The organism is Mucilaginibacter sp. 3215, from assembly GCF_050433785.1.
Classification (GTDB): domain Bacteria; phylum Bacteroidota; class Bacteroidia; order Sphingobacteriales; family Sphingobacteriaceae; genus Mucilaginibacter.
The window spans coordinates 97,663-123,440 of the sequence record NZ_JBNPWO010000010.1 but is presented as its reverse complement, the minus strand read 5'-3'; the positions used below and the strand labels follow the sequence as shown (position 1 = coordinate 123,440).

General features: G+C 42.9%; 25 protein-coding genes. 17 read left to right on the top strand and 8 right to left on the bottom strand.

The annotated features are described in order from the left end of the window. Window positions 1-76: 76 nt before the first annotated feature. Together ABIC84_RS17275 and ABIC84_RS17270 are read right to left on the bottom strand one after the other, a co-directional pair. The gene (locus ABIC84_RS17275) at window positions 77-1,855 is read right to left on the bottom strand and encodes an aromatic amino acid hydroxylase (protein WP_426585270.1); all 1,779 of its coding nucleotides are present in this window, start codon (window positions 1,853-1,855) and stop codon (window positions 77-79) included. A gap of 100 nt (window positions 1,856-1,955) precedes the next feature. Further along, complete coding sequence (locus ABIC84_RS17270; RefSeq protein WP_429264340.1) at window positions 1,956-2,915, bottom strand: lysylphosphatidylglycerol synthase transmembrane domain-containing protein; 960 nt, start codon at window positions 2,913-2,915, stop codon at window positions 1,956-1,958. Between the two features lie 246 nt (window positions 2,916-3,161). Here ABIC84_RS17270 and ABIC84_RS17265 point away from each other — a divergent pair, with 246 nt between their 5' ends. The 3 genes from ABIC84_RS17265 to ABIC84_RS17255 all read left to right on the top strand — a co-directional run bounded on the left by ABIC84_RS17265 (window position 3,162) and on the right by ABIC84_RS17255 (window position 6,016). Then, window positions 3,162-4,031 carry a carbon-nitrogen hydrolase gene (locus tag ABIC84_RS17265; RefSeq protein ID WP_426585266.1) on the top strand — a complete coding sequence of 290 codons (870 nt, stop codon included), beginning with the start codon at window positions 3,162-3,164 and terminating at the stop codon, window positions 4,029-4,031. A gap of 135 nt (window positions 4,032-4,166) precedes the next feature. Then, window positions 4,167-5,222, top strand: coding sequence for an agmatine deiminase family protein (locus tag ABIC84_RS17260; RefSeq protein WP_429264339.1), 1,056 nt, complete (start codon window positions 4,167-4,169; stop codon window positions 5,220-5,222). Window positions 5,223-5,608: 386 nt separating this feature from the next. Then, window positions 5,609-6,016, top strand: coding sequence for a LiaF transmembrane domain-containing protein (locus tag ABIC84_RS17255; RefSeq protein ID WP_426585262.1), 408 nt, complete (start codon window positions 5,609-5,611; stop codon window positions 6,014-6,016). Between the two features lie 329 nt (window positions 6,017-6,345). On the opposite strand, the gene ABIC84_RS17250 is transcribed toward ABIC84_RS17255, so the two are convergent. After that, entirely contained in the window at window positions 6,346-6,570 is a 225-nt protein-coding gene (locus tag ABIC84_RS17250; RefSeq protein WP_426585260.1) for a hypothetical protein, read from the bottom strand. 50 nt (window positions 6,571-6,620) lie between these two features. Between ABIC84_RS17250 and ABIC84_RS17245 the strand changes: the two genes are divergently transcribed. The 6 genes from ABIC84_RS17245 to ABIC84_RS17220 all read left to right on the top strand — a co-directional run bounded on the left by ABIC84_RS17245 (window position 6,621) and on the right by ABIC84_RS17220 (window position 12,473). Continuing rightward, window positions 6,621-7,478, top strand: a complete 858-nt coding sequence (locus ABIC84_RS17245; protein WP_426585258.1) for a LiaF transmembrane domain-containing protein — start codon at window positions 6,621-6,623, stop codon at window positions 7,476-7,478. Window positions 7,479-7,511: 33 nt separating this feature from the next. Further along, window positions 7,512-7,847: a DUF4288 domain-containing protein gene (locus tag ABIC84_RS17240; protein ID WP_110583047.1), complete on the top strand. Its 336-nt coding sequence runs from the start codon at window positions 7,512-7,514 to the stop codon at window positions 7,845-7,847. 28 nt (window positions 7,848-7,875) lie between these two features. Next, on the top strand, window positions 7,876-8,910 hold the full coding sequence (locus ABIC84_RS17235) for a sensor histidine kinase (RefSeq protein WP_426585256.1): 1,035 nt from the start codon (window positions 7,876-7,878) through the stop codon (window positions 8,908-8,910). Next, window positions 8,907-9,653: a LytR/AlgR family response regulator transcription factor gene (locus tag ABIC84_RS17230; RefSeq protein WP_091166727.1), complete on the top strand. Its 747-nt coding sequence runs from the start codon at window positions 8,907-8,909 to the stop codon at window positions 9,651-9,653. Before ABIC84_RS17235 ends, ABIC84_RS17230 begins: the two co-directional genes overlap by 4 nt. Window positions 9,654-10,110: 457 nt before the next feature. After that, window positions 10,111-10,809, top strand: a complete 699-nt coding sequence (locus tag ABIC84_RS17225; protein ID WP_429264338.1) for a L,D-transpeptidase family protein — start codon at window positions 10,111-10,113, stop codon at window positions 10,807-10,809. Between the two features lie 620 nt (window positions 10,810-11,429). Further along, entirely contained in the window at window positions 11,430-12,473 is a 1,044-nt protein-coding gene (locus ABIC84_RS17220; RefSeq protein ID WP_429264337.1) for a ligand-binding sensor domain-containing protein, read from the top strand. Between the two features lie 41 nt (window positions 12,474-12,514). Here ABIC84_RS17220 and ABIC84_RS17215 read toward each other — a convergent pair whose 3' ends face one another. Beyond that, window positions 12,515-13,408: a flavin reductase family protein gene (locus tag ABIC84_RS17215; RefSeq protein WP_429264336.1), complete on the bottom strand. Its 894-nt coding sequence runs from the start codon at window positions 13,406-13,408 to the stop codon at window positions 12,515-12,517. Window positions 13,409-13,775: 367 nt separating this feature from the next. Then, a complete protein-coding gene (locus ABIC84_RS17210) occupies window positions 13,776-14,771 on the bottom strand; it encodes a fumarylacetoacetate hydrolase family protein (protein ID WP_429264335.1) in 996 nt (331 codons plus the stop codon). Window positions 14,772-15,391: 620 nt separating this feature from the next. Here ABIC84_RS17210 and ABIC84_RS17205 point away from each other — a divergent pair. The 6 genes from ABIC84_RS17205 to ABIC84_RS17180 all read left to right on the top strand — a co-directional run bounded on the left by ABIC84_RS17205 (window position 15,392) and on the right by ABIC84_RS17180 (window position 21,378). Beyond that, complete coding sequence (locus ABIC84_RS17205) at window positions 15,392-16,546, top strand: homogentisate 1,2-dioxygenase (protein WP_426585245.1); 1,155 nt, start codon at window positions 15,392-15,394, stop codon at window positions 16,544-16,546. 115 nt (window positions 16,547-16,661) lie between these two features. Beyond that, window positions 16,662-17,786 carry a 4-hydroxyphenylpyruvate dioxygenase gene (hppD, locus tag ABIC84_RS17200; protein ID WP_429264334.1) on the top strand — a complete coding sequence of 375 codons (1,125 nt, stop codon included), beginning with the start codon at window positions 16,662-16,664 and terminating at the stop codon, window positions 17,784-17,786. Window positions 17,787-17,906: 120 nt separating this feature from the next. Then, complete coding sequence (locus ABIC84_RS17195; RefSeq protein ID WP_429264333.1) at window positions 17,907-18,377, top strand: YciI family protein; 471 nt, start codon at window positions 17,907-17,909, stop codon at window positions 18,375-18,377. After that, window positions 18,378-19,034 carry a DNA alkylation repair protein gene (locus ABIC84_RS17190; protein ID WP_429264332.1) on the top strand — a complete coding sequence of 219 codons (657 nt, stop codon included), beginning with the start codon at window positions 18,378-18,380 and terminating at the stop codon, window positions 19,032-19,034. Window positions 19,035-19,476: 442 nt separating this feature from the next. Next, entirely contained in the window at window positions 19,477-20,958 is a 1,482-nt protein-coding gene (locus ABIC84_RS17185) for a PAS domain-containing sensor histidine kinase (RefSeq protein WP_426585237.1), read from the top strand. Window positions 20,959-20,973: 15 nt separating this feature from the next. Then, window positions 20,974-21,378: a response regulator gene (locus ABIC84_RS17180; RefSeq protein ID WP_090528481.1), complete on the top strand. Its 405-nt coding sequence runs from the start codon at window positions 20,974-20,976 to the stop codon at window positions 21,376-21,378. Between the two features lie 54 nt (window positions 21,379-21,432). Here the strand turns inward: ABIC84_RS17180 and ABIC84_RS17175 are convergent, their stop codons facing one another. The 3 genes from ABIC84_RS17175 to ABIC84_RS17165 form a co-directional block, all read right to left on the bottom strand. Continuing rightward, a complete protein-coding gene (locus ABIC84_RS17175; protein WP_429264331.1) occupies window positions 21,433-21,903 on the bottom strand; it encodes a hypothetical protein in 471 nt (156 codons plus the stop codon). A 25-nt stretch (window positions 21,904-21,928) separates the two neighbouring features. After that, a complete protein-coding gene (locus ABIC84_RS17170; RefSeq protein ID WP_429264330.1) occupies window positions 21,929-22,909 on the bottom strand; it encodes a type I phosphomannose isomerase catalytic subunit in 981 nt (326 codons plus the stop codon). A gap of 138 nt (window positions 22,910-23,047) precedes the next feature. Next, window positions 23,048-24,277, bottom strand: a complete 1,230-nt coding sequence (locus ABIC84_RS17165) for an NADP-dependent isocitrate dehydrogenase (protein WP_429264329.1) — start codon at window positions 24,275-24,277, stop codon at window positions 23,048-23,050. Between the two features lie 212 nt (window positions 24,278-24,489). On the opposite strand from ABIC84_RS17165, the gene ABIC84_RS17160 reads away from it, so the two are divergent. Both ABIC84_RS17160 and ABIC84_RS17155 read left to right on the top strand, forming a co-directional pair. Next, window positions 24,490-25,200, top strand: a complete 711-nt coding sequence (locus ABIC84_RS17160; protein WP_426585228.1) for a hypothetical protein — start codon at window positions 24,490-24,492, stop codon at window positions 25,198-25,200. Between the two features lie 85 nt (window positions 25,201-25,285). Continuing rightward, window positions 25,286-25,714 carry a hypothetical protein gene (locus ABIC84_RS17155; RefSeq protein WP_426585226.1) on the top strand — a complete coding sequence of 143 codons (429 nt, stop codon included), beginning with the start codon at window positions 25,286-25,288 and terminating at the stop codon, window positions 25,712-25,714. Window positions 25,715-25,778: the final 64 nt, after the last annotated feature.

Here is a 25,778-nt window from a genome sequence, read left to right as displayed (position 1 = left end):
ATTTTCATTTTTCACGCGTCCTTGCCTCGTTCCCCGCAATGACGCGTGATTTATCCTCTAAGATGATAAATCAACGCTAAACTACCAATTTTTGCTCAACCGGGTGCTTGATCAGGTAAAAGCCATCGCTGATGAGCTTGCCGTATTCAGGCTCATTACTTCCTTTTTGCTCCAAAAAATGTTTGATCTCGGCGGCTAATTCTGAGTCTACGTTTTCGTGATCGAGTATTTCCAGGATCTCAAGGGCACAAAGCCAATCGTCATGATGATCTTTTTGGAGTTGCTGCCATACATTGCCTAAAAAACCATAATCCCCATGGTTAACGCGGCAATTGCGTACTTGCTGGTAAAGCTTGTGCAGTTCTTTGGTTTTATGATCATGCACAGCATGATGCGTTTCTGTCTTTGATTTAAAAACAATGGTTTCGTAAGCTTCCCTATCTGCGGCGCCGCAAAATACCGAAACAACTTCCTCGCCAACAGCCATATCATAAACACCCCAGGCCGGATCAAACAATACCATTCCATTATCATCAGTAACGGTTACATCGTTGAAAGTGACCAGGCAGATCTTATCCTTTGGCGAAAGAATATTTTTCACCATACCTTTTACTGTAATGCCGCTTTCAAAATGCAATTCCGCGTGCTGCCCTTTTACTATGCCTGCCGTTTTTAAATCTTCTTCCGAAAAATCTTCTAAAGCAATACCGCTGCCTTTCAATTTACCAACCGGCGAACTGAAACCATCCTTATGATAATCTTTACCATGGCCTTTTAACTGTTTATTGCTTAGGGCCAGCGCGGTGGGGCCGGTGGTTTTTATAAAATAAGCTTTGCCGCCTGCATCTGTCTTAAAATCGGTAATGTTACCCGAAACCTGCAAGCCCGAACTGTAAACAGCCGTACAGATGTTCTTACTTTCAACAGCCTTGTTTAATCCGTAAGCACCACCTTTTCTGAAAGCCATGGTATTGGCAAACTCTTCCAGCACGCTGATCAGGTTCTGAAAATCGGGGGTTACAAAAAGCTGGGGCTGTGGCTTGGTGATATCATAAGGATATTTAACAGCGTCAATAGTATACCATAGCTTTTGAACATCTTTATTCATACACGTTGAACTTTCGCCGATTGAGGAAAGCAGGCCTGCACCATAGATTTTTGGCTGTTCAAGAGTGCCTATTAAGCCATACTCTACCGTCCACCAGTGTAAGCGGCTTAGCAACGCCATTTCCGAAGGTTCACCCATATTCTCCTGGCAATAAGTTACCAGCTCTTCGGCTTTAAGGATTTCCTGTTCATCGGCATCGGGCATTTCTTTTAATATCGATAAAGCCCGGATAGCCTCATAAAGCTCAAAATCCTGTGCCGAAAACATGGCCTTGGCCCCTATCGATCCAAAATAGCTCAGATATTCATGATAATCCTTATCGGCAATAATGGGCGCATGCCCCGCCGACTCGTGGATGATATCGGGCGCCGGGGTATATTCAATATGTTTTAACTGGCGAATGTCCGCAGCTATAACCAGCACCCTGTAAGCCTGATACTCCATAAAGGCCGCCGGCGGGATAAAGCCGTCGACCGTAACAGCACCCCAGCCAATTTTGCCGAGGGCATCATTCATCTCCTGTAAATTGGGAATATGTTCAATAGTTAAACCTGCTTTTTGCAAGCCGGGAATATACGGGTAGTAAGCGACATCCTTTAGATAACTATAATTTTGACGCATGACATAGCGCCACACCGCATGATCGATAGGCGTATAATGCTCGTAGTGCTGGTCGACAATAAATTGTTTTAAATGACCGGGCAATGCCGCAACTTGCGGATTATTAAAATCATTAAAATGGCTCATCGATAACTAACGGTTTATATAATAACGCCAAGTTTAGCAGATGGTTGCCATGAAAACAAGTTTCAGTTTATTATTCTGAAATTAAAACTGAGGCAGAATATTATTCTTCTATCGGGTGATTTTCCAACTTTGGTTCTTCGCCTTTTTTAAGACCAGCTTCCAGTCGCTTAGGAATAAGAACATAATAAACACCTAATAAAGCTACAATAATTGAGATGAGATAAAATCCAAAGCTCAGGTAAACAGCCATGTCTTCGGCCAGGTTAAACTGCCGGGCCAATGTAAGGAACAGCGCGTCGCGGATACCGCCACCGCCCAAACTAAACGGAATAATTGCCGCTAACGACGAGAAAAGAAATGACAGCAGATACGGCGCAAACTTACCATTGAAATCCTGCGCAAGCAGTAAACAAATAATGGTAAGCAATTGCATGCTTTGTACACCTATGGCTTTTAAATGTGCCTGTATAAAGTTGTGGGTATATTCTTTAAAAAATTTGCGGGCTACGGCATAATAGATCACCGAACCTACCGATACTATACCAAGCGGCCAGGCCAGGTGATAGGGGAAACTTGGTATTAAAATTACCAAACCAACTACAATGGCCCCTATGGCCCAAAAGCCGCTAAGCCTGTCAAACAGGATGGCCCAGAACACTTTTTTTGTAGGCAAATGATAGCGTTTGTGCAGCAGGTAAATTTTGTAACCATCGCCGCCGATACCGCCGGGCAATAGCACATTATAGCACAAGCCAAGAAAATACAGGCGCAGGTTGAAGCGCCAGTCTAACCGCAAACCGATGGATTTGAAATAGCTCAATAACCGCCATGATGAAAAAAACATCGACCCGATATAACAGGCTATCGCGGCGGTTAACCAGGCGCGGTCGGCATGGATTAAGCGATATTTAATTTTCGCAAACGGAACCTTACTGAATACATAGTAAAGCAACCCCCCGGTTACTGCTATAATAAGGATTACTTTTATAACGCCCCAAAGCTTACCTTTCCAGGTTTTGTGTTCGGCACCTTCGTCAATGATGTCTTCTGTTTGTGTCATTCGGCTGCAAAGCTATGTTATTTTTTTATTTCGATGTATCGGATAGTCAATTAACAAAAAAACTTCATTTTGTTTTCACAAACATTAAAACCAGTAAATCAGGTTATTATTTCGGGGAGGGAGCAATGTAAAATGGCAAAGGCAATCTCACACCAGTGTAATCGTACTTTCAACTGAGTGTAATCATAATATTAAATGGGTGAAATCCTTGTTACAAAGTGTTATTTTTGCGCAAATTTTTTGGAGATGAGTAAAGTAAAAGTTGGTTTAGTACAAATGAGCTGTACTGCTGATAAAGAGCAGAACCTGCAGAAAGCAATTGTTAAAGTAAGGGAAGCGGCTGCTAAAGGCGCGCAAATAGTTTGTTTACAGGAACTTTTTACCTCGCTTTATTTTTGCGATGAAGAAAATTACGACAATTTTAAGCTGGCCGAAGCTATTCCCGGCCCATCAACCGATGAACTTTCAAAAGTTGCTGCCGAGCTTAACGTGGTGATCATTGCTTCACTGTTTGAAAAACGTGCTCAGGGTGTTTATCACAATACAACCGCGGTGCTTGATGCTGATGGAAGCTATTTAGGCAAATACCGCAAAATGCATATCCCTGATGATCCGGGCTTTTACGAAAAATTTTACTTCACTCCCGGCGATTTGGGGTACAAAGTATTCAACACCAAATTTGCCCGTGTAGGTGTATTGATCTGCTGGGACCAATGGTACCCTGAAGCAGCGCGTATTACCGCTTTAATGGGTGCCGATATATTATTTTACCCAACCGCTATCGGCTGGGCTACTACACAAGATGAAGCAACCAACGTTGAACAATACAACGCATGGCAAACCATTCAACGTTCGCATGCGGTAGCTAATGGTATACACGTAGTAAGCGTGAACCGTGTTGGCGAGGAAGCCGGTGTAAAATTCTGGGGCGGTTCGTTCTTTGCTAACCCATTTGGTGCTATTATACACCAAACATCACATAACGATGAGGAAGTAGTAGTACAAGAGCTTGATCTGGATAAATCTGATTACTACAGAAGTCACTGGCCGTTTTTACGTGACAGAAGAATAGACAGCTATCAGCCGATAACTAAACGCTTGTTAGACGAGGACTAACCCGTCTCCCACATGTCATTGCGAGGAGGAACGACGAAGCAATCGCACGCAGTACAGGGTCACTCTGTATAGTATGCGATTGCCGCGCTACGCTCGCAATGACATGCTGTTTATTACATTTGCATTAACCAAATTATGAGCCAACAAATATCAACCATATTAACACCCGCCTCGCAAGGCTTTTCTTTTCCCGCCGAGTGGGCCAAACATACGGCTACCTGGCTAAGCTGGCCTCACAAAGAGGCATCATGGCCTGGCAAGATCGATACCATTTACGCGCCTTACATTGAGTTTATAAAGATTGTTACCGAAGGCGAACTGGTACGCATTAACGTGACTGATGCTGATATGAAAGCCTCGGTGATTTTCCAGTTGCAAAACGCAGGTGTTGATCTTAACAAAATAGAGATCTTTGAATTCCCGACCAACGACGCCTGGTGCCGCGACCACGGTCCGGCGTTTTTGATCAACCCGACTACAAGTCAAAAAGCTATTGTAGACTGGGGTTATAACGCATGGGGCGGTAAATATCCTCCATTTGACCTGGACGATGTGATCCCGACCAAAATAGGTAACCACTTTGGCCTGCCGGTATTTAACCCCGGCATTGTAATGGAAGGCGGATCAGTTGATTTTAACGGCAAAGGCACTATATTAACTACCACAGCCTGCCTGCTCAACAAAAACCGGAACCCGCAACTTAATCAACAGCAGATTGAGGGCTACCTGCAAAACTACTACGGCGCCGAGCAGATCCTGTGGTTAGGTGATGGTATTGTAGGCGATGATACCGATGGCCATATCGACGACATCACCCGCTTTGTAAACGAGGATACGGTTGTTACCGTTGTTGAGGAAGATAAGAATGATGAGAACTACCACATCCTTCAGGAAAACCTCGAAACATTACAAACCATGCGCCTGCTTAACGGCAAACAGCTAAACATTGTTGAATTGCCCATGCCTGATGCAGTGATTTATGAAGATACCCGTCTGCCGGCTTCATACGCCAACTTTTACATTGCCAATTCAGCGGTAATAGTACCTACCTACCGTTCAAAGAACGACGATAAAGCGCTTGACATATTGACCCAATGCTTCCCCGACCGCAAGGTTGTCGGCATTGACAGCACCGACATTATCTGGGGCCTGGGCAGTTTCCACTGCCTGAGCCAACAGGAACCAGAATAAGACCTCACCCTGCCCTCTCCTTTGGAGAGGGTTCTTTTTTATTAAAAAGGTTGTCATACGGCCTGCAAAGCGCAGTACATGGTTTAATAGTGGGGCGTATAAGATTTCGCCTCACGCCATTACACTTCCGCCACCTGTTCGTCAGAAATAACAATTCGATCTTATCAACGCTAATCTCATTCTTCTTATTTTGTTTCTTTCATCTTGACCTCTTGCCGCTTTCTATATCTTGCTTCTTGACTCTTGACTTCCTGGCTCTTGCCGCTCCGCTTCTTTTTCACCGCCTTTATCCCCTACTTTACCGACTTCTCCCCTTACATCGCCAGGTATTGATTGTACCGCCTGCCCCATCGCTGTAGATTTGGGTAACATTAAAATTTAAAGCGATGAACAACGATATAATAAACACCGAAAACAAAAGAAATGGCAAAATCATGTTAGGAATAATTTTACTGGCCGCCGGTGGTTTATTTCTGATAGATCAGCTTAATGCCTTCCTTATTCCCGACTGGCTTTTTAGCTGGCCAATGTGGTTCATAGCCTGGGGCGCTTACATGGGTGCTAAACACGACTTCAAGAAACCATCATGGATCTTCATGATACTGTTAGGCCTGATATTCCTGGTAAACGATAACGTTAATGACGCCGACCGCATAACCTGGCCAATAGCCCTTATGCTGCTTGGCACCTGGATAGCCATCAGGCCTGCCAAACAAGCCGACAGGGACTTCTGGGAAAAGAACGAAAAAGCTAAACAACACTTTGATTTTGAGCAACCCAAAACCGAAGCTTAAACTCAACCATCCATCATATATATCAAAGCCGGGGCATTTTTAAAAAGCCCCGGCTTTTTGTTTATACTAATGATAGCTATAATCTAAAATCCAACCCCTCAACCTATGTTAGCTTAGTGTTCAACTTTTTTAGGTGTAAACACCTGGTTATTTTTATAAAATACAAATGACTAATAATCAACCATTTGTATTTTAGTATTTATCATCAATTGGCCCTATTTGAACAAATACATACTGATAATCAACAACATAGATATTCAGGAAATAAAAGCTGAACACCCGTTTTTCAAAAATTGAACACCCGCGATAAAACCTAATTTGAACGTTGATTATTTGCATTTTAATTCTTTTGGATATTCTGCCATCCGCTTATTCAGCCCCGAAGATTTATTTGCCGGGATAAAGCCATGCCTAATTTTCCCGATAAAAACCGTCGCAACATACATTTTTTTATTTTTGCCGGATGATAAATAATCACCCGCAACTTTTTCACCGCCAAAACCTCCCCTTTTACCGATTTCTTTAAATACATCGCCAATTTTTGTTTGGCTCAACTATAATGTTACCTTAGTTTTGGATATGATTTTAATTTGCAGATAATACAATGAACAACGATATAGAACATCCAAAAGATCCCAACAAAGGCAAATCTGTTGCCGGGATCATTTTACTTGCTGTAGGCGGCATATTGCTACTTCAGCAATTCCGAATTTTTTTCATACCCGCTCATCTTTCCCTGTGGCCCTTATGGCTTATCTTTTGGGGGATATACATAGGTGCAAAGCATAATTACAAAAAAGCATCGTGGGTATTGCTGGTAGCTTTAGGTACTATATTCCTGATCACCCAGAACATTAACAATTCCGATCGGATAGTTGGCCCCCTGGCTGTAATCGGCTTTGGCATGTGGCTGATATTAAGACGCAACAAACATTTTGATCCGCAGCAGTGGAAAAACGATTTCAAAGGAGAAAAATGGACCAACTGGGATAAAAAAGAGCCTTTTCAATTTGAAAAAACAGAGCCTGTGGTTGACTACACCGTAAAAGATGAAGGCGACCCGATCCCTCCGGTTGATCCCTACGCTCAAAAACAGCAGCAATACAACACCAAATACTCCGGCGATGATTATATCGATACCGTATCCATTTTTGGCGGGGTTAACAAAACAATCCTTTCCAAACAGTTCCGCGGTGGCGATATCGTAAACATATTTGGCGGTGCCGAACTTGATTTTACGCAGGCAGATATTAATGGCCGTATCATCATCGACATCACCCAGATCTTCGGCGGCACTAAAATTATTGTGCCATCAAACTGGCAGGTAGTATCTGACCTGGCAGCGGTTTTTGCCAGTGTTGATGATAAACGCATCAGGAGCACCGCAAGCGTAGGCAGCGAAAAGGTGCTGGTACTTAAAGGGGTATCCATATTCGCGGGGGTAGATATCCGCAGTTATTAATTAAGGCAGCTAATTACGAAAAGCATAAACAACATGAACTGGTACGTAGCAAAATTAGTTTTCAGGGTGATAAGCGGGGATGGCGACCATCAGGCGCAATTTGATGAGCAATTAAGATTGATCAGTGCAGATAATGAACTGGTGGCTTATGAAAAAGCCAACCGGATAGGTCACGCCAACCAGGATAGCTTTAAAAACATTGAAAAGCAAACCGTTAAATGGCAATTTATAGATGTGGCCGAACTTAACCAGCTTGGTGAACTTACCGACGGCACCGAGCTATACTACAACATACATGAAACACCCGATGCCGACCTGTACATTGCCTGGGCGCATCATAAGTCGGCCTTATTGGGCATCAGAAATTAAACCTTAAACCACAAGAAAGCAACCCGTTTTGGAAGTTCCATCAATACAATCATCAAAACTATACGCGGCATTTGTAATATGCGGTGTGGCCTGGGCCGCACTGCAAACTTACATCATCCATAGTTTTGGGTTTTTATGGTTCACCGCCGCCACCGATGGCTTGTTGAGCGCCATATTGCTTTCATGCGCATGCTGGCTTATCAACAATAACTTACGTTACTATCAACCGGGCAAGGGAAGCTACATTAACCTGTTTATATGGTGTGTAGCACTTGCAGGGATCTGCACAGCCGGCTGCCGCTACCTGTTACCCCTAATTAACAGCGACACGATCTACACCGGCTTCCTGGCCCAGTCGTTAATCATCCGCTTTTTTACCGACTTTTTGGCTATAGGCTGGATGGCCATGATCAGCCTGCTGTGGTTTTCGCAACTCGACCAGAAAGAAACGCTGAAACGTAAAACCGAGGCCGAGCAGCTTGCCCGCGAAGCCGAATTATATAATTTGAGGCAGCAACTGCAGCCCCACTTCCTGTTTAATAGTCTTAACTCTATCAATGCGCTTATTGGCTTTAAGCCTGATGAGGCCCGCAGGATGATCCACCAGCTATCCGATTTTTTACGCGGAACGCTTAAGAAGGACGATCAGCTGCAGGTTAGCTTAACGGAAGAACTTGCACATCTTAACCTATATCTCGATATAGAGAAAGTACGTTTTGGTCACCGTTTACAAACCGAAATAAGCTGTGATCCCAAATGCGGAACCGCCATACTGCCATCTATGCTGTTACAGCCTTTGGTTGAAAATGCCATTAAATTTGGTCTGTACGACACCATAGGCGAAGTTACCGTGAGCATTCGCGGTGAAATTGAGGATGGCTATCTGAACTTAATGGTACAGAACCCTTACGATCCGCAAACATCGAAACCAAAAAAAGGTACAGGTTTTGGTTTGCGGGGAGTGCAACGGCGATTATATTTGCTGTATGCCCGCAATGATTTAATGGAAACCCATGCGAGCGATGATCTGTATACTACCATTATAAAAATACCGCAACTATGAAGCGAGCTTTAATTATTGATGATGAACCTTTAGCCCGCATGGTTGTAAGGGAATACCTGCTTGATTTTAAAGACATTGAACTGATACAGGAATGTAACGACGGCTTTGAAGGCCTTAAAGCCATTCAACAGCACCAGCCCGACCTGGTTTTTTTAGATATCCAGATGCCCAAAATTACCGGCTTCGAAATGTTGGAACTGGTTGAACAGCCTCCTGCCGTAATATTTGCTACCGCATTTGACGAATACGCCATCAAAGCTTTTGAAGCCCACGCGGTCGACTATTTATTAAAACCCTTCAGCAAAGAACGTTTTAATAAGGCGGTTGAAAAATTCCTGGCCTCAGCCACGCCAAAACCTGCTGTTAAACAAACGGAAGAGTTGCTGGAAACTGCCGCTACCCAGTCGCCTGCCCAGCATGAGCGTATTGTGGTTAAAACCGGCACCAAGGTAAAGATCATCCCGGTTGCCGATGTTGAGTATTTGCAGGCCGATGATGATTATGTAAGTGTGATCACCAAAGAAGGCTCGTATCTCAAAAACAAAACCATGAGCTTTTTTGAGCAAACCCTTGATCCTAATCATTTTGTTCGTGTTCATCGCTCCTACATCGTAGCCATACAGCAGATCACCCGTATCGACCCATACGAAAAAGACGCGCACCTGGCCATCCTGAAATCAGGCGCTAAAATCCCGGTAAGTAAAACAGGGTATGTAAAGTTGAAACAGGTGCTGGGGATATAAAATTGACAAGAAAGGCTTCTACACCACGTCATTGCGAGGCACGAAGCAATCCCCAATTAGCAGAGCGGCAATGCAAATTCTCGCTGTAAAGTTCGCGATTGCTTCGTACCTTATAATGGCGTGATCGTAAGTTATTGATTATTAAGTATATTTTTTTATGAATTTTATAACATGGGCGTTGCCTGCGGCCCGGGCGTTCCGTTGCAAGTCCTCGCCTTTCCTGCCCGCAACCCCTTTACACGCTCCGGGCTTTACACTGCAATCCCTAACGCGGCCCACGCACAACACCGCTAAAATATATTTTACATGTCATTACGTTTTTTTTTCAGGGCTTCCCTGATGGTTACTCCCAATTGACATCGCTGAAACCTCGTTTTAGCCAACAAAAAATCTCCCCTCCCGCATAATTTCCTTCCAACAACTCCGTTAACTATAATTATAGTTAAAAACCTGACCAATGCCTAAACCAATTACATTGCTGCTATTAATTATATTGGCAGCACTTCACAAAACCGAAATCCCCGACAGCAAAAGAGCCAACGATGTACGTTTTAAAGTATGGCCTAAGCTTCAGAAAGAACTTAAAGATAAAGGCTTTGCCCCCTATGGCTCAGTATACCTCCGTATTATCAAAGACATCAGCGTACTTGAAGTATGGGTAAAATCGGCTAATAAATACCAGCTCTTTAAAACTTATGACGTATGCACCTACTCGGGCGGGTTAGGTACCAAAACCCGCAGCGGCGACGGTAAAAGCCCGGAAGGTTTATATACCATCGAACCTAAACAACTTAACCCGGTAAGCAACTATTACCTGGCTATTAATGTTGGCTACCCAAATGCCATTGATAAAGGTAAAGGTTATACCGGCAGTGCCATCATGGTACATGGGCACTGTGCTTCTATAGGTTGCTATGCCATGACCGATGCACGGATAGAAGAAATTTACACGCTGGTTTACGAGGCATTTGTAGCCGGCCAAAAGCAAGTCCGCGTTGATATTTTTCCTTTCCGGATGGATGATGCAAGCTTAAAGCGTTATGCGGCTTACAAACAGGATGCCTTTTGGCGCAACCTCAAACCGGCTTACGAATTATTTGAAAAACGACAGCTACCAGTTGATTATCATCTTAAGGGGAAGGAATACGCTTATTAACCGTTGATTTTTTGATTACGCGGATGGGGCTCAAATATTTAGCTTGTGATCGGTGTTATCACCAGAAGTATTCGAAAGATTTTTAATTCCCTCCCCCTGGGAGCATAGCCGTCAACTTAAGCACCGATTGAACAAAATCCCCTCTCGAGAGGGGGCGCGGAGGGACGAGCGGTTAGCAGGGGTGTGTTTCTGCTGTAGGCTTATCAAAGCAAAGACACACCCCTCCGCCCCTCTCAAGAGGGGAATCGCACCCTCCCCCGCTTTCTATTCCTTAAGTTGACGGCTATGCCCTTGGGAGGGGTGCGGCTGGATTTCGTGGTGGCAGGGAGGGGTTTATACGCCTTGCAACGATCAGGTATCTCGCTAAAACCCCTCCCTACACCCTCCCAGGGGAGGGAATCGCACAATCCCTCGCTTTTTCTATTTCTTCCGAACAATTCTGGCGTTAACACACGCTCAATGTCAATCCGAACAAGGATTTGCATTCCCCGGGAGAGGAGACTTCGGCCATCAGGCATAATATGGAGCCTTTATTTACAAAGTTTACATTTTTATTTACAATCCAGGTTCTTCTGACGGAAAGGTATCAGAGTAATTTCGCTGAATCAACTTGATATGATATGAAAAATAAAAGAAACGTTTTGTCCTGCCTGATTATACTGCTGGCAGGAGTAATTTATTCCCCTGCACAGGCCCAGCAAAAACATGCCGAAAGCGTAATTCCTTTCGCCGGGCCTAACCGTATCACCCGTAATATCATACAAGATAAAAAAGGCAACATTTGGATTGCTGCATTTGATGGTATTTTTCGATACGATGGGAAATCTTTTACCAATATCACAAGTAAAGTGAGTTCGGCCCGTTTTTTTTCTGTTTTAGAAGATAGGAAAGGCAACTTGTGGTTTGGCTCTATCGGTTCAGGTGTTTACCGTTACGACGGGAAATCCTTTCGTAATTTTACAATAAAGGATGGCCTTCTCAATAATGATGTGGTAAGTATTTATGAAGATAAAAAAGGCAGCATCTGGTTTGGCGTTTGGGGTGGAACAAGCCGGTATGACGGAATATCATTTCGGAATTATATCATAAACGGATATGGGATGAATGAAGACCCAACAGGGAAAACATTTCCGGATAGGGCACCTTACGAAGTTAATTCAATTATTGAAGACAGAACGGGCAAGCTTTGGTTTGCCACAAGAGGCAACACCTTTGTGTACGACGGCAAAATATTTAATGTTTTGAGCCGTAATGGCAAACCTTTTACCAATGTTCGTTCTGTAATGGAAGATAAAAAGGGCAATATCTGGCTCGCCGGCAGTGATGGACTGTGGCGCTACGATGGTAGGTCATTTACCAATTTCACCCGGAAATTTGCGGGTTATGTTTACGAAGATAAAAAAGGAAACATTTGGACAAGTTCAGAAAGTGCTGATAACCCCAACATGGTACTTTCTGGTTTTAGCGCTAATACAGCGGCCTGGGCGCTTTCCCGTTACGATGAAAAATCCTTGTCTGATAAAAAGCCGTCAGTAACCGAAATCACTAATAAGCCAATGGTTTTTGGGATTTTAGAAGATGATAAAGGAAATATTTGGTTTGGTGCTATGGGTGGAGTGTACCGGTATGACGGAAATACTATAACAGACTTTAAAGGGATGTAGCTGATGATCCGTCCTACGCCGGCAGAAGAATGCATATTCAGCTATCGTTCCATCAGCAACACCATCAAAGCTTCTTCAACCCGCTCTTCTTCAAGCAATTGTTTAGCTTTCAAATGTAATTGCAACTCACGGGTCTGACTATCGCCGATGGTGGCATCAAGTACTTCTTTTATCTCCGGGGTAAGCGCAAAGACTTCGATAGCTTCATCGCCGGGTATAGCTTCGAGGTTACCCAATTGCCCGAGGTTGTTACCCGTAAGAACCCTTGAGTTGCGGATAGCATAAGGCAGAGCATCAACACCTATGCCCATTTTGGTATTGGGTTTGGCTACTTTAAACAGGTTATCTTTAGTAACCCGGCAATACCAGTCGCCGCCAAGCCGGGCGACCAGGTCCATTTTGGCTTGGTTTATTTTGCCCTCTGCATCTAAAACGGCATCATTAATGTGGACCAGCTTAATTTCAGCAAGCACAAGATTACCTGCGCCATGACTTTGCCCCAATTCAATCACTTCGTTAATCACACATTCCAGTTGTACGTATGATTCGGCCACACGCGGGGGTTTTACCAGTTGGGATTGCAAAGATGTTAAACCCGATTTAATAAACTCATTAACACCCTGCGGGTACTCTACGCTTGAGAGCGAAGTTTGCTGCACCATATCATAATTAACAATATTGATCACGCATTCGGGCACTTCCCTGATATTTTCGAGCGTGTGTTTGGTGGTATTATCCCTCACCCGCCGCGATGGCGAAAAAATACATATGGGCGGATTAACGCTGAAAATATTAAAGTAACTGAAAGGGCTCAGGTTTACATTCCCGGCCTTGTCAACTGTGGAGGCCAGGCAAATCGGTCGCGGAGCTACCGCAAAGTTCAGGTAGCTTTGCAGTTGAACAGGAGAAAGATCGGATATGTGGATGGTGGGCATGGACGTTTTACTTTCACCGTCATTGCGAGGTACGAAGCAATCCCCAATTGGCAGAGAAGCTATACAAGTCCCTCTGTATAGTTTGGGATTGCTTCGTACCTTATAATGACGGAATTATAAGTTATTGATTATTAAGTATATTTTCTCGATCAATTTTATAACATGGGCGTTGCCTGCGGCCCGGGCTTTCCGTTACAAGTCCTCGCCTTTCCTACCCGCAATCCCTGCACGCGCTGTGGGCTTTTCACTGCAATCCCTAACGCGGCCCCGCACGTCATAATACATTTTAAAGGTCATAACCATTTTTTCCCGGGGTTCCCTGGTGGGTTATAGCAATGACGCATTTCATGCTTACCGGTATTATTTCTTACTTCTTCAACTTCAATATCGAAAAATCACTATTGGATTTTTTAATAATATTCCCGAGCATGCCTAAACCGGTAACCTCCATTTCAACCAAATCTCCCGGCTGCAGCCATTGTGGTTCATAATCTGCATTATTAAGTACACCGGTGCCATTCAGTTCAAGAAAACAACCTGTGCCAACAGTACCCGAACCAATTACATCGCCCGGCAAAACATCACAACCATAGGCAGCACGCTCAATGATCTCGGCAAAGGTCCAGTCCATATCAGCCATATTACCTGCCGATACCTGTTTCCCGTTCACCACGCATTTCATATCCAGGTTATAAGCATTACCTGTATGACCAGATTTTGCGGGTATTTTATATTGCTCCAATTCATCGGGCGTCACCAACCAGGGACCAATCACCGTCGAAAAATCCTTACCCTTTGCCGGGCCAAGGTTCAGCAGCATTTCTTCCATTTGCAGGGTGCGGGCGCTCATATCATTCATGATCATATATCCCGCTATAAAACTATCGGCTTCGGCAGCTGTAATGTTACGGCCTTTTTTATGGAGAACAACGGCAACTTCCAGCTCAAAATCAAGCTTTTGAAAATGATCGGGCATACATTCAATTTCGCCGGGGCCTTGTATGGCGTTGTGATTGGTGAAATAAAAAATAGGATACTGATCAAACTCAGGTATCATATCCAGCTTACGGTTGCGCCTTGCCGAAGCCACGTGCTGGCGAAATGCATAACCGTCACGACATGATGTTGGATGGGGTACCGGTGCCATCAGCTCAAAAAACAGTTCCTCTTTAGCCTCTATCTTTCCCGACCGGATATCTTCGTTAACCCGTGCAGCATGCTCCATCAGTTCGGGGCCTCCCCATAAAAACTCGTTCATATTGTCGGGGATCAGCTTATCGCAGGAGTTTAAATTGTAGATATGGCCATTAACAAAAACGCCAAGATGTTCACGGTCTTCGGTTTTATAGGATACTAATTTCATAGAGTAGCTTAATTGGTATAATCAAAGCTAATGATTTTGATTGAGGGAATTATGGTGAATGGTTGATTATTGGGGAGTGAATGGTTGATTAAGTTGATTAGGTGAGTAGTTGCTTGAATAGTTAGCAGTTTATATCGTTGATCAGGTTAGTGGTTACAACTTTCGGCCACCGCTCGGCTCCAGCCGAGTGGTAATTATTCCCAGGCCTCTGGCCTGTATACATCATGCCGGCGGCCAGAGGCCGTTTTATAGTTGCCACTCGGCTGGAGCCGAGCGGCGGCGTAAGGATTAAAAAATAACTAACCACTCACCTAATCAACCACTCACTATTCAACCCTAAATTTGCATCCTAAAAATAATCCCCTTAACTTAGTATCATGCTGCGCGTACAAATGCATTTCCTGTTTTCATTGGGGTTAACCTCCATGAGCGATGCGTCATCGTTCAGAGATGCTATGCTTGCCAAGATCGTCCTGGCGCAATACTAATTTCCCCTCCTCTTTCGTCTATCTTTTTTAACCATTATTTATTTAATGGTCAGGCTATGCGTTACGGACTTTTTGGGCCCGAACACAAATCAGCATTTTATACGTTTTATTGTTAACCAATTAAACCAATCCATGCCTCTATATCATAGTTTAGGATCAATTCCGCCTAAGCGGCATACGCAATTCCGTAAGCCCGATGGTAGTTTATATGCCGAAGAGCTGGTGTCAACCGAAGGCTTTTCGAGCCTTTATTCGCTGGTGTACCACGCCTACCCGCCCACCATTGTAAAAACCCTTGGCGAACCCTACAGTGTGGAACCCAAAATAGCACGCGAAAAACACCTGAAGCATACCAGTTTGATAGGCTTCAACGTACAGCCGGAGGATGACTACCTGCAAAGCCGCAAACCGGTGCTGGTAAACAGCGATCTGCACATTTCGCTGGCAGCACCACGCCAAAGCATGACCGATTATTTTTACAAGAACAGTCAGGCCGATGAGGTAGTTTTCATTCACGAAGGCACAGGCACTTTAAAAACAGGTTTCGGCAACATCAAGTTCCAATACGGCGATTACCTGGTGATCCCCCGCGGCACCATCTACCAGATGGAGTTTGACGGCACGGCCAACCGGCTTTTCATTGTGGAAAGCTTTAGCCCTATCCGGCCGCCAAAGCGTTACCGCAACCAGTATGGGCAATTGATGGAGCATTCGCCTTATTGTGAGCGCGATATCAAACTACCGGCCGATCTGAAAACTTATGACGAGCATGGCGATTTCAAGATCCTGATCAAAAAGCAAGGTCTTATTTATCCCTATATCTATGGTACTCATCCTTTTGATTTTGTGGGTTGGGACGGTTTTCATTATCCCTGGGCGCTGTCCATCCACGATTTTGAACCCATAACCGGGCGCTTACACCAGCCGCCTCCGGTACACCAAACCTTCGAGGGCAACAACTTTGTGATCTGCTCATTTGTGCCCCGCAAGTTTGATTACCATCCGTTGTCTATCCCTGCACCCTATAACCACAGCAATGTAGACAGCGATGAGGTTTTGTACTATGTAGATGGCGATTTCATGAGCCGCAAAAGCGTGGTAAAAGGGCAGATCACCCTGCACCCCGGTGGCATCCCACATGGCCCGCACCCCGGCTCGGTTGAAAAATCAATAGGCAAAGAATCAACAGATGAGCTGGCGGTGATGATCGACCCGTTCAGGCCGCTGATGCTAACGGAAGACGCGATTAAGATTGAGGACGAAAATTATTATAAGAGCTGGCAATAATAATCTTTTGTCATTGCGAGCGTAGCGTGGCAACCGCACGGAGGCGTATTCGCCCTGTATAGCATGCGATTGCTTCGTCGTTCCTCCTCGCAATGACATATTTAATTCAATTAAAATGAACACACAAACTTTAGATAAACAACCCACCACTACCGACTTTCTGCCCCTTAACGGCACCGATTATGTGGAATTTTATGTTGGCAATGCCAAGCAGGCTGCCCATTACTATAAAAGTGCATTCGGTTTTCAAAACCTGGCTTATGCCGGACCCGAAACCGGAGTGCGCGATAGGGCATCATACGTATTACAACAAGGCAAGATCAGGATTGTGCTTACCACTCCCCTGCACTCTGATCACCCTATTGCCGAACATGTTAAAAAACATGGCGATGGTGTGAAAGTGCTGGCCCTATGGGTTGATGACGCCTACGACGCCTTTGAACAAACTACCAAACGCGGTGCCGAAGCATATCAGCAACCGCAAACGCTAACCGATGAGCATGGCGAAGTACGTACCAGCGGCATCAAATTATACGGCGAAACCGTGCATATGTTCATCGAGCGTAAAAACTACAAAGGCTTGTTTTTACCGGGATATCAAAAGCTGGAAAATAATTACAATCCGACAGATACCGGCCTGCTATATGTTGACCATTGCGTTGGCAACGTGGGCTGGCATAAAATGAATGAGTGGGTTAATTTTTATGAGGAAGTATTAGGTTTCCGTAATATCCTCACCTTTGATGATAAAATGATCTCGACCGAATATTCGGCCTTAATGAGTAAAGTGATGAGCAATGGGAACGGCTATGTGAAATTCCCGATCAACGAACCTGCCGAGGGTAAAAAGAAATCGCAAATTGAAGAATACCTGGAATTTTACGAGGATGAAGGTGTACAGCACCTGGCCCTTGCTACCCATGATATTGTAGCTACCGTAACCGAACTAAAAAACCGCGGGGTTGAATTTTTAACAGTGCCTTCAACCTATTATGATGACCTGATCGACCGTGTTGGCCATATTGATGAAGACCTTGAGCCATTGAAACGTTTAGGCATCCTGGTTGATCGCGATGATGAGGGTTATTTGCTGCAAATTTTTACCAAACCCGTCGAAGACAGGCCGACATTGTTCTTCGAGATCATACAGCGCAAAGGGGCCAAATCATTCGGCGCAGGCAATTTTAAAGCCCTATTTGAGGCCATTGAACGTGAGCAGGAAGCAAGGGGAAACCTTTGATTTCGGATTTGAGAATTTCGATTTCGGATTTTTAAAAGCGATTTATGATTTAAGCCGGGCGAATGCCCGGCTTTTTATTTGCCGGCATTATTTATATTTGATATAACCAATAATCACTTTATGAAGAAAGCTTTACTTATCCTTGCATCCTTTGCATTAACTCTTAGCTGCTTAGCCCAAACTATCCCTGCTTCAAAACCTGTTTACGATGCCGCCCTGGCCAAAAAACTCGGGGCTGATGATTACGGCATGAAAAAGTATGTGATGGCCTTTTTAAAAGAAGGGCCAACACAACTCAAAGATTCGGCGGCTAATATGCAGCTGCAGATGGCACACCTTAAAAATATTGGCCGCCTTGCGGCCGAAGGTAAGTTAGTTGTGGCCGGTCCGTTTCTGGATAACCAACCCTTACGCGGCATTTTTATTTTTAATGTAGAAACCGTGGAAGAAGCCCAAAAACTTACCGAAACCGACCCGGCCATCAAAGCAGGGGCCTTAGTTATGGAGCTGCACCCTTTTTATTGCAGCGCGGCACTGATGCAGGTAGTGCCAATTCACAATACACTCCAAAAGAAAAGCATGACCAATTAAATGGATGCCGTACCATTTTTACTTGAACAGCTTAAAGAAAAAGCTGATGCCGCGTACCTAAAAGGGATGGCCCGTTTTGGTATTGATAGCTCACAAGCTTTGGGGGTAAAATTGCCGGAGATCCGTAAACTGGCGAAGGTCATTAAAAAAGATCATGAGCTGGCTTTGGCACTTTGGGATACACAAATACATGAAGCCCGGTTACTGGCCTCCATGATAGCCGACCCTAAACAAGTTACCTTCGAACTAATGGACAGCTGGACCAGCGACTTTTATTCATGGGATATTTGCGACCAGGTTTGCGGCAATCTCTTTGACCGCACCCCATTTGCCATTGATAAAGCCGTGGAATATAGCAGTCATGAGCAGGAATTTGTAAAACGTGCCGGTTTCGTTTTAATGGCCGAATATGCAGTTCACAATAAAACAGCGCCCGACGAAATATTTATAGACTTGTTTCCTATTATGGAGCGGGAAGCCTGGGATAATCGAAACTTTGTTAAAAAAGCTATTAACTGGGCTTTACGCCAAATAGGCAAACGGAATAATATATTAAAAGTTAAAGCTATTAACACTGCACACAATATTTATGGCCAGCCCAGCAAATCAGCCAAATGGATTGCAAAAAACGCGCTTAATGAACTAATAGGCAAATAATGATTTAATATTTTCTACAAAGTTAAACCTCGGTAAATTGCCTGTAAAATAGGACATTATAATACCCATTAATAGTTCACCCATATTTACTAACTTAGTACCCGCTATTTTTTACAATTAAATTATATCAAACAATTTTATGAAGGACACCTTCATTTTTTCAACACAAAAAATGAAGCCTGAACATATTTTTGTAAAATATTACTTCAATTAGGAGTAGATATAGCCAGATATTCATAAAACCGTAAATACCAGTAAAAGAATACTTTAGAAAATATCAAAAATATTATATTTGAAACCGGGCAAATGTGGAATAATGATTGAAAAGATGCCACAGCCACACAACTGATGGTTATAAATTATAAAAACTTCAAATCATGGCACACGTTTTAATCATAAGCATGTGTCAAAAGCAAATTGAATTAGTGAACAGATTGTTGATATGAGTTTTTTTGAAAAGGGTAAACTTTCCGGCGATGATGTACATCTTACCCCTTTGATCAATGATCTGGATACGGGGATCTGGAAGTACAATTTCAATACAAGGGAAGTAAAATGGTCAACGGGTTTCTATACACTATTAGGCTATCAATTCAATGAAATTGAATGCGATGCTTATACTTTTTTTGAACATCTGCTTTACCACGGGGATAAACCGTATTTTTTCAACGCTATTAACAACAGGATAGCGGAAGACACACCGCCGCTTCAATTACGTTTTTTAACAAAAAAAAACGGGTACCAGTGGTTTGAAACTACTATCAGGAAGCTGGACGACGAGCATGGCAGTATAGTTTACGGTTCGCTTGTAAACATCAACCGTTACAAACAAGATGACTTATTATCGGCACATAACCAAATCACCAATGACGATGCCTTTAAAACAGCGCGCTTAGGCATCTGGGAAATTGATCCTCAAAACATCAATACCATTGCGCTGTCAAAACAGGTATATGACTTATTTGATCTTCAAAATCATTTAAAACTGAGCGTTGAAGAGTTTATTAGTTTTTTTGAGCCTCCGTACCGGCCTGTTTTACAAAATGCTATTAACCATACTGTTGAAGATAGCAGGCCCTTTGATATTGAGTTGCTCTTACGTTCGGCCAAAAACAATATGCTATGGCTAAAAGTAAAGGCTGTACCTGTGATTGATCACCTGGGCAAATGCACATCTGTTAAAGGGGTTATCCAGGATATCGACAGCGAAAAAAGAAAGTTGCTGAAACTTGAACAGTCGATAAATTTACTGACCGACCAAAACCGCCGCCTGCAAAACTTCGCGTACATTGTTTCACATAATCTTCGTTCGCATACAGGCAACCTTCAATTTATGGTAAACCTGTTTGAACAAACCGAAACAACTGAAGAACGGGAGGAGATCTTTTCGCATATTAAAACCATCAGCGACAGCCTGGATCTGACCATCGAACACATCAACGAAATAGTTAAGATTCAAACCGAAATTACCAAAGAGCGAAAGGTGGTTGAGTTGGAACCCATGTTCAAAAACATTTGCTCGGCGTTAAAAAATAATATTGAAACCATAAACGCCCATGTTGAGGGTGACTTTACGCAATGCCGTGAGATCAGTTATATACCGGCTTACATGGAAAGTATTTTACAAAACCTGCTTACCAACTCCTTAAAATACAGTCACCCCGACAGACAGCCCATTATAAAATGCTATACCTTAACAGAAGGAAAACATATTTATCTCATTTTTGAAGATAACGGCCTTGGTATAGATCTTGACCGCTATGGCGATAAGATTTTTGGGATGTATAAAACATTTCATCAAAATACGGATGCAAAAGGCATTGGCTTATTTATAACCCGTAACCAGATTGAAGCATTAGGCGGAAGCATTAAAGTTGACAGCACAGTAAATGTTGGCACAAAATTTACTATCAGATTGGTATAATTAAATTACCAATAGATGATTGCAGAGCGAAGTCCGGCTAACACCTGGATTGTGGATGATGATAGTATTTACGTTTACGGCCTAAAAAAATTAATAAGCATAAAGGAACTGAATACCCAATTAAGCCATTTTGTAAATGGAGAAGAAGCCATTTGCGCATTGAAAAAAGCAAACGAAGATCATAACCTACCCGATGTAATATTACTGGATATTAATATGCCGGTTATGGATGGATGGGAGTTTATGCATGAATTTGCGAAAATAAAACCCCGAACTGGGAAAAAGATCGCTGTTTATATGGTGAGCTCATCAGTTGATCTTAACGATATCCACCGGGCGAAAAATATTTCTGAGGTTTCTGACTATCTGTTCAAACCTGTACGAATAAACCAGTTAAAAGAGGTTTTTGACAACGTTTAACCGCAAGTCAACGAGCAAGTAAAAAAATACGGAACCTAAAAGGCTCCGTATTTATTATTGCTTCATTAACACCGAAGTAGAAATAAAGTATTGGGAGGTATCTTTAAATGTAAGCTGAACTTTTCCGCCTACATTGCTCACCACGCCGTATGAAACAGATTTATTAGACAAAGTAAACTTTATCCGGTTGCTGCTTTGCACCCAGGAACCTGACGCAGATGCCCCCTTTTGCCCAATAATAGTGTAACTATTATCAGTCCGTGAAACATAACAATCTTCAGCGCCTACGTAAGCGGCTGTCCATGTGCCATCGCCTTTCAGGTTAGTTTGGTTATCACTTATGCACGGTGATACGGCGTTTGTATAGGTATCTGAGTGACCGGTGGTGATGTTTATATTCGTTTCTGATATCAGCGAATACTTACCTGCATAAGCATTTACAGGTTCACCTTTTTCTTTTTTGCAGGCATTACCCGCAAGTAATGCTACTGTGGCCAGGCTTAAAAAATATATTTGTTTTTTCATAAACGCAGGAAACAACCGTATGCTATTATTCGATATAGCTTTCCAGTATTTTAAAGCCACCTGTTGTTTCCAGCTCAATTTTATCGATGCTTTTTGGCAACAATATACATTCGCCCATTTTAACGGCGTACGCTTCATTGTTATATTTAACGGTATATCCACCTTCAACACAAACATGGATCACAAAAGAATCAAGGGCCGAGTAGTCTTTTGATGTGCTTTCATCAAAATCAAGCACATTGGTTGTAAAATACGGGCAGCTAACCAATTTTACGGTTTCATTCTCTTTAGGCTCGTATAATGTTTTGTATTCGGGATAATGTTTATAATCGATAGCAGCAAGGGCTTCTTCAGTATGTAGCTCACGTTTATTGCCTTTATCATCAACGCGGTCGAAATCGTAAATGCGATAAGTAATATCAGATGTTTGCTGAATTTCGGCAATCAGCAAACCTTTGCCAATAGTATGCACCCTGCCTGCCGGTAAAAAGAAAACATCGTCAGCTACTGCCTTCTCTTTGTTAAGGATATCCATGATGTGGCCGCTGTTTAAAGCATCTACATATTTCTGCTCGGTCATTTCCTGGTTAAAACCGGTGATCAATGTCGAACCCGGATCGGCTTCAATGATATACCACATTTCGGTTTTACCAAAGGAGTTATGGCGTACTTTGGCCAGCTTGTCATCGGGGTGTACCTGTACTGAAAGATCATCATTGGCATCAATAAATTTCACCAATAACGGGAAGATGTTGCCGAAGTGATCATAAACCTTTTTACCAACCAGCTCGTCTTTGTATTGCTCTAATAAGTCGGCCAGTGATTCGCCTTCCAATGCGCCCGAAGCTACAACCGAAACATCAGATTTCACGCCGGATATTTCCCAGGTTTCGCCGCAATTGGGCAGGCTGCCAAAATCTTTATGCAAATAGGTTTTTATCTTTTGACCGCCCCATATCTTGTCTTTATATATGGTTTTAAATTTTAATGGATATAATGCCGACATAGTGTTGTGTATTTTTGCCCGCTAAGTTAGGAGTTAAATAGATAATTGAAAATGCTAAATTGGTTTACCTGGCATTAATGTATAACAAAAAAGCCCATACAAATTGTATGAGCTTTTCCATATTAATTTGCCTGGCAATTATTTACTTAAGCGCTTTTTTAAGTTTTCGTCAATTGCAGCCAAAAACTCTTCGGTGTACAGGTAATCGGTACCGTGCTCCACTTTTGGTTTAATGGTAATGGCCAAATCCTTGGTCATTTTGCCGCTTTCAACGGTTTCAATACAAACTTCTTCCAAAGCCTTGCAGAAATTAATCAATTCTGTGTTTTTATCTAAAATACCACGGAATTCCAAACCTCTTGTCCATGCAAAAATAGATGCAATTGGGTTGGTTGAGGTTGGTTTGCCCGCCTGATGGTCACGATAGTGACGGGTTACTGTACCATGGGCTGCTTCGGCTTCCATTACAGTACCATCCGGAGTAACCAAAGTTGAGGTCATTAAACCTAATGAACCAAAGCCCTGTGCTACGGTATCTGACTGTACGTCGCCATCATAGTTTTTACAAGCCCAAACAAAGTTACCGTTCCATTTAAGGGCCGATGCAACCATGTCGTCAATTAAGCGGTGCTCATAAGTAATGCCGGCAGCTTCAAACTTTTGTTTGTAATCGTTTTGATAGATCTCTTCAAAAATGTCTTTGAAGCGGCCATCATATTTTTTAAGAATGGTATTTTTGGTTGAAAGGTATAAAGGCCAGCCTTTCATTAAAGCCTGGTTAAAACAAGCGTGAGCAAAACCTCTGATAGACTCATCGGTATTGTACATGGTTAATGCAACACCATCACCTTTAAAGTTAAATACTTCGTATGATTGCTCGGGGCCGCCGTCTTCAGGAGTAAACTTAACAGTAAGTTTGCCTTTACCTTTAGTTAAGAAATCGGTAGCGCGGTACTGATCGCCAAAAGCGTGACGACCGATGCAGATAGGTGCTGTCCAGTTAGGTACCAAACGAGGTACGTTAGACATAACAATTGGCTCACGGAAAACAGTACCATCCAGGATATTACGGATAGTGCCGTTTGGCGATTTCCACATTTGTTTTAACCCAAACTCTTTCACCCTTGCTTCGTCGGGAGTAATAGTAGCACATTTAATACCAACGCCATATTGTTTAATAGCGTTAGCTGCGTCAATAGTTACCTGGTCGTCGGTTTGGTCACGGTACTCGATACCTAAGTCATAATATTTGATATCAAGATCAAGGTAAGGGGTAATCAATTTGTCTTTAATGAATTTCCAGATAATTCGGGTCATTTCATCACCATCCAGTTCAACTACCGGATTCTCTACTTTTATTTTTGACATGCCTGATGTGGTTTTTGTTATACAAACGGCCCAAATATATAAAATTGACTTTATGAATTTTATCAAATAACGCAATGAATAATTATAGATTTCGTTATAATGACAATTATTAACACTGGCATTGTTGTTTTTATAAACTTTGGTGCTATTTTTATAAAATAAAACGCTTACCATAAAACAAGCTCCTTTTATACAGGTGCTGCAGTTTATTTATGATAAAATCCATACTAAAAGCCTCCGTTATAATCCTTTTGTGTTCTGTATCTTTTTTAGCCAAAGCCCAAATAGGCTTTGATTATGCACAATATGATGTTGGCTTTGCCGCAGGTATCAACCAGGCCAGTTCGACCGATGTACAAACCTTAAAAACAACACCTTCTATAAATCTTAACTTTACTTACAATCAAAGCCCGTTTGTAAATTATGTATTTAATGTGGAGGTAGGCCGTTTAAAAGGCGGTTCGCCGGCTACAAGTACACAAAGGCAATTTGAAAACCATTTCAGTGCTTACTCTTTCAGGGTGCAGGTACAGGCAGGCGAATTAATTGACTACTCGAGAAGTACCATAGCCAATGCTTTTAAAAACCTTTACCTGTCATCGGGCTTGGGATACATTAATAATAATGTTGTATACAGAACGAATGATGCGCTTTTATTGGAGCATGACCAGGTATTGCCCTACGAACCTAAAACAAATGAAATATTTATACCGCTAAGGCTGGGTTATGAGTTTAAGCTGTTTAACAGTTACAACCAGCCTGCGGTTAAAATTGACCTGGGTTACCAATACAACTTTATTATGGGCGATAATCTTGACGCATATGTTGCTGGTGCGCATAATGATGCATATTCGCAGGTTACTTTAGGTTTTAAATTTGCCATTGGTGGTGTTACATCTTACCGGAAACAGATTCATTATTAAGCTTAGGCTAAATCTTTTTTTTTGGTTGATTTGCTTTTTGGCAGGATTTTTACTGCGTATATTTATATAATAAAAGTACAAACCTATGAACAACGATCAAATAGACGATGCGGGCTTTAACGATGATCTGCCTGATCGCGACGAAACACTGAAAGATGAGCTGGGCGAAACCATTGATGAGGAAAACCTGAACTATAATCCGGACGACAACAGCTACGAATACGATGTTAAAAGTGATGACCCGGACTATGACCACCCAGACCCGTATCACACTACAGCCAAAAACGGTGAAGATTTTAACTCCACTTATGATGAAGCAAATCCCTACGATGTTGACGGCGAATTTGATGAAGACCGTTCCCTGGAAACCGATGTAGATGAGTTGGGAATGCACATTGACAACGGAGAAAGCGTTGAGATTGATCCGGTTGATGCCGCTCTTTCTCATACTCCCGAAGATGACCGGGATGACCTTGACGAAGAGGGATACCCCAAAAATGACAGGAACCCCTGAGATAATTTATTAACTGCTGAGTTGTGGATTTTAATCAAGTTCACAGCTCAGCGTTCATAACCCC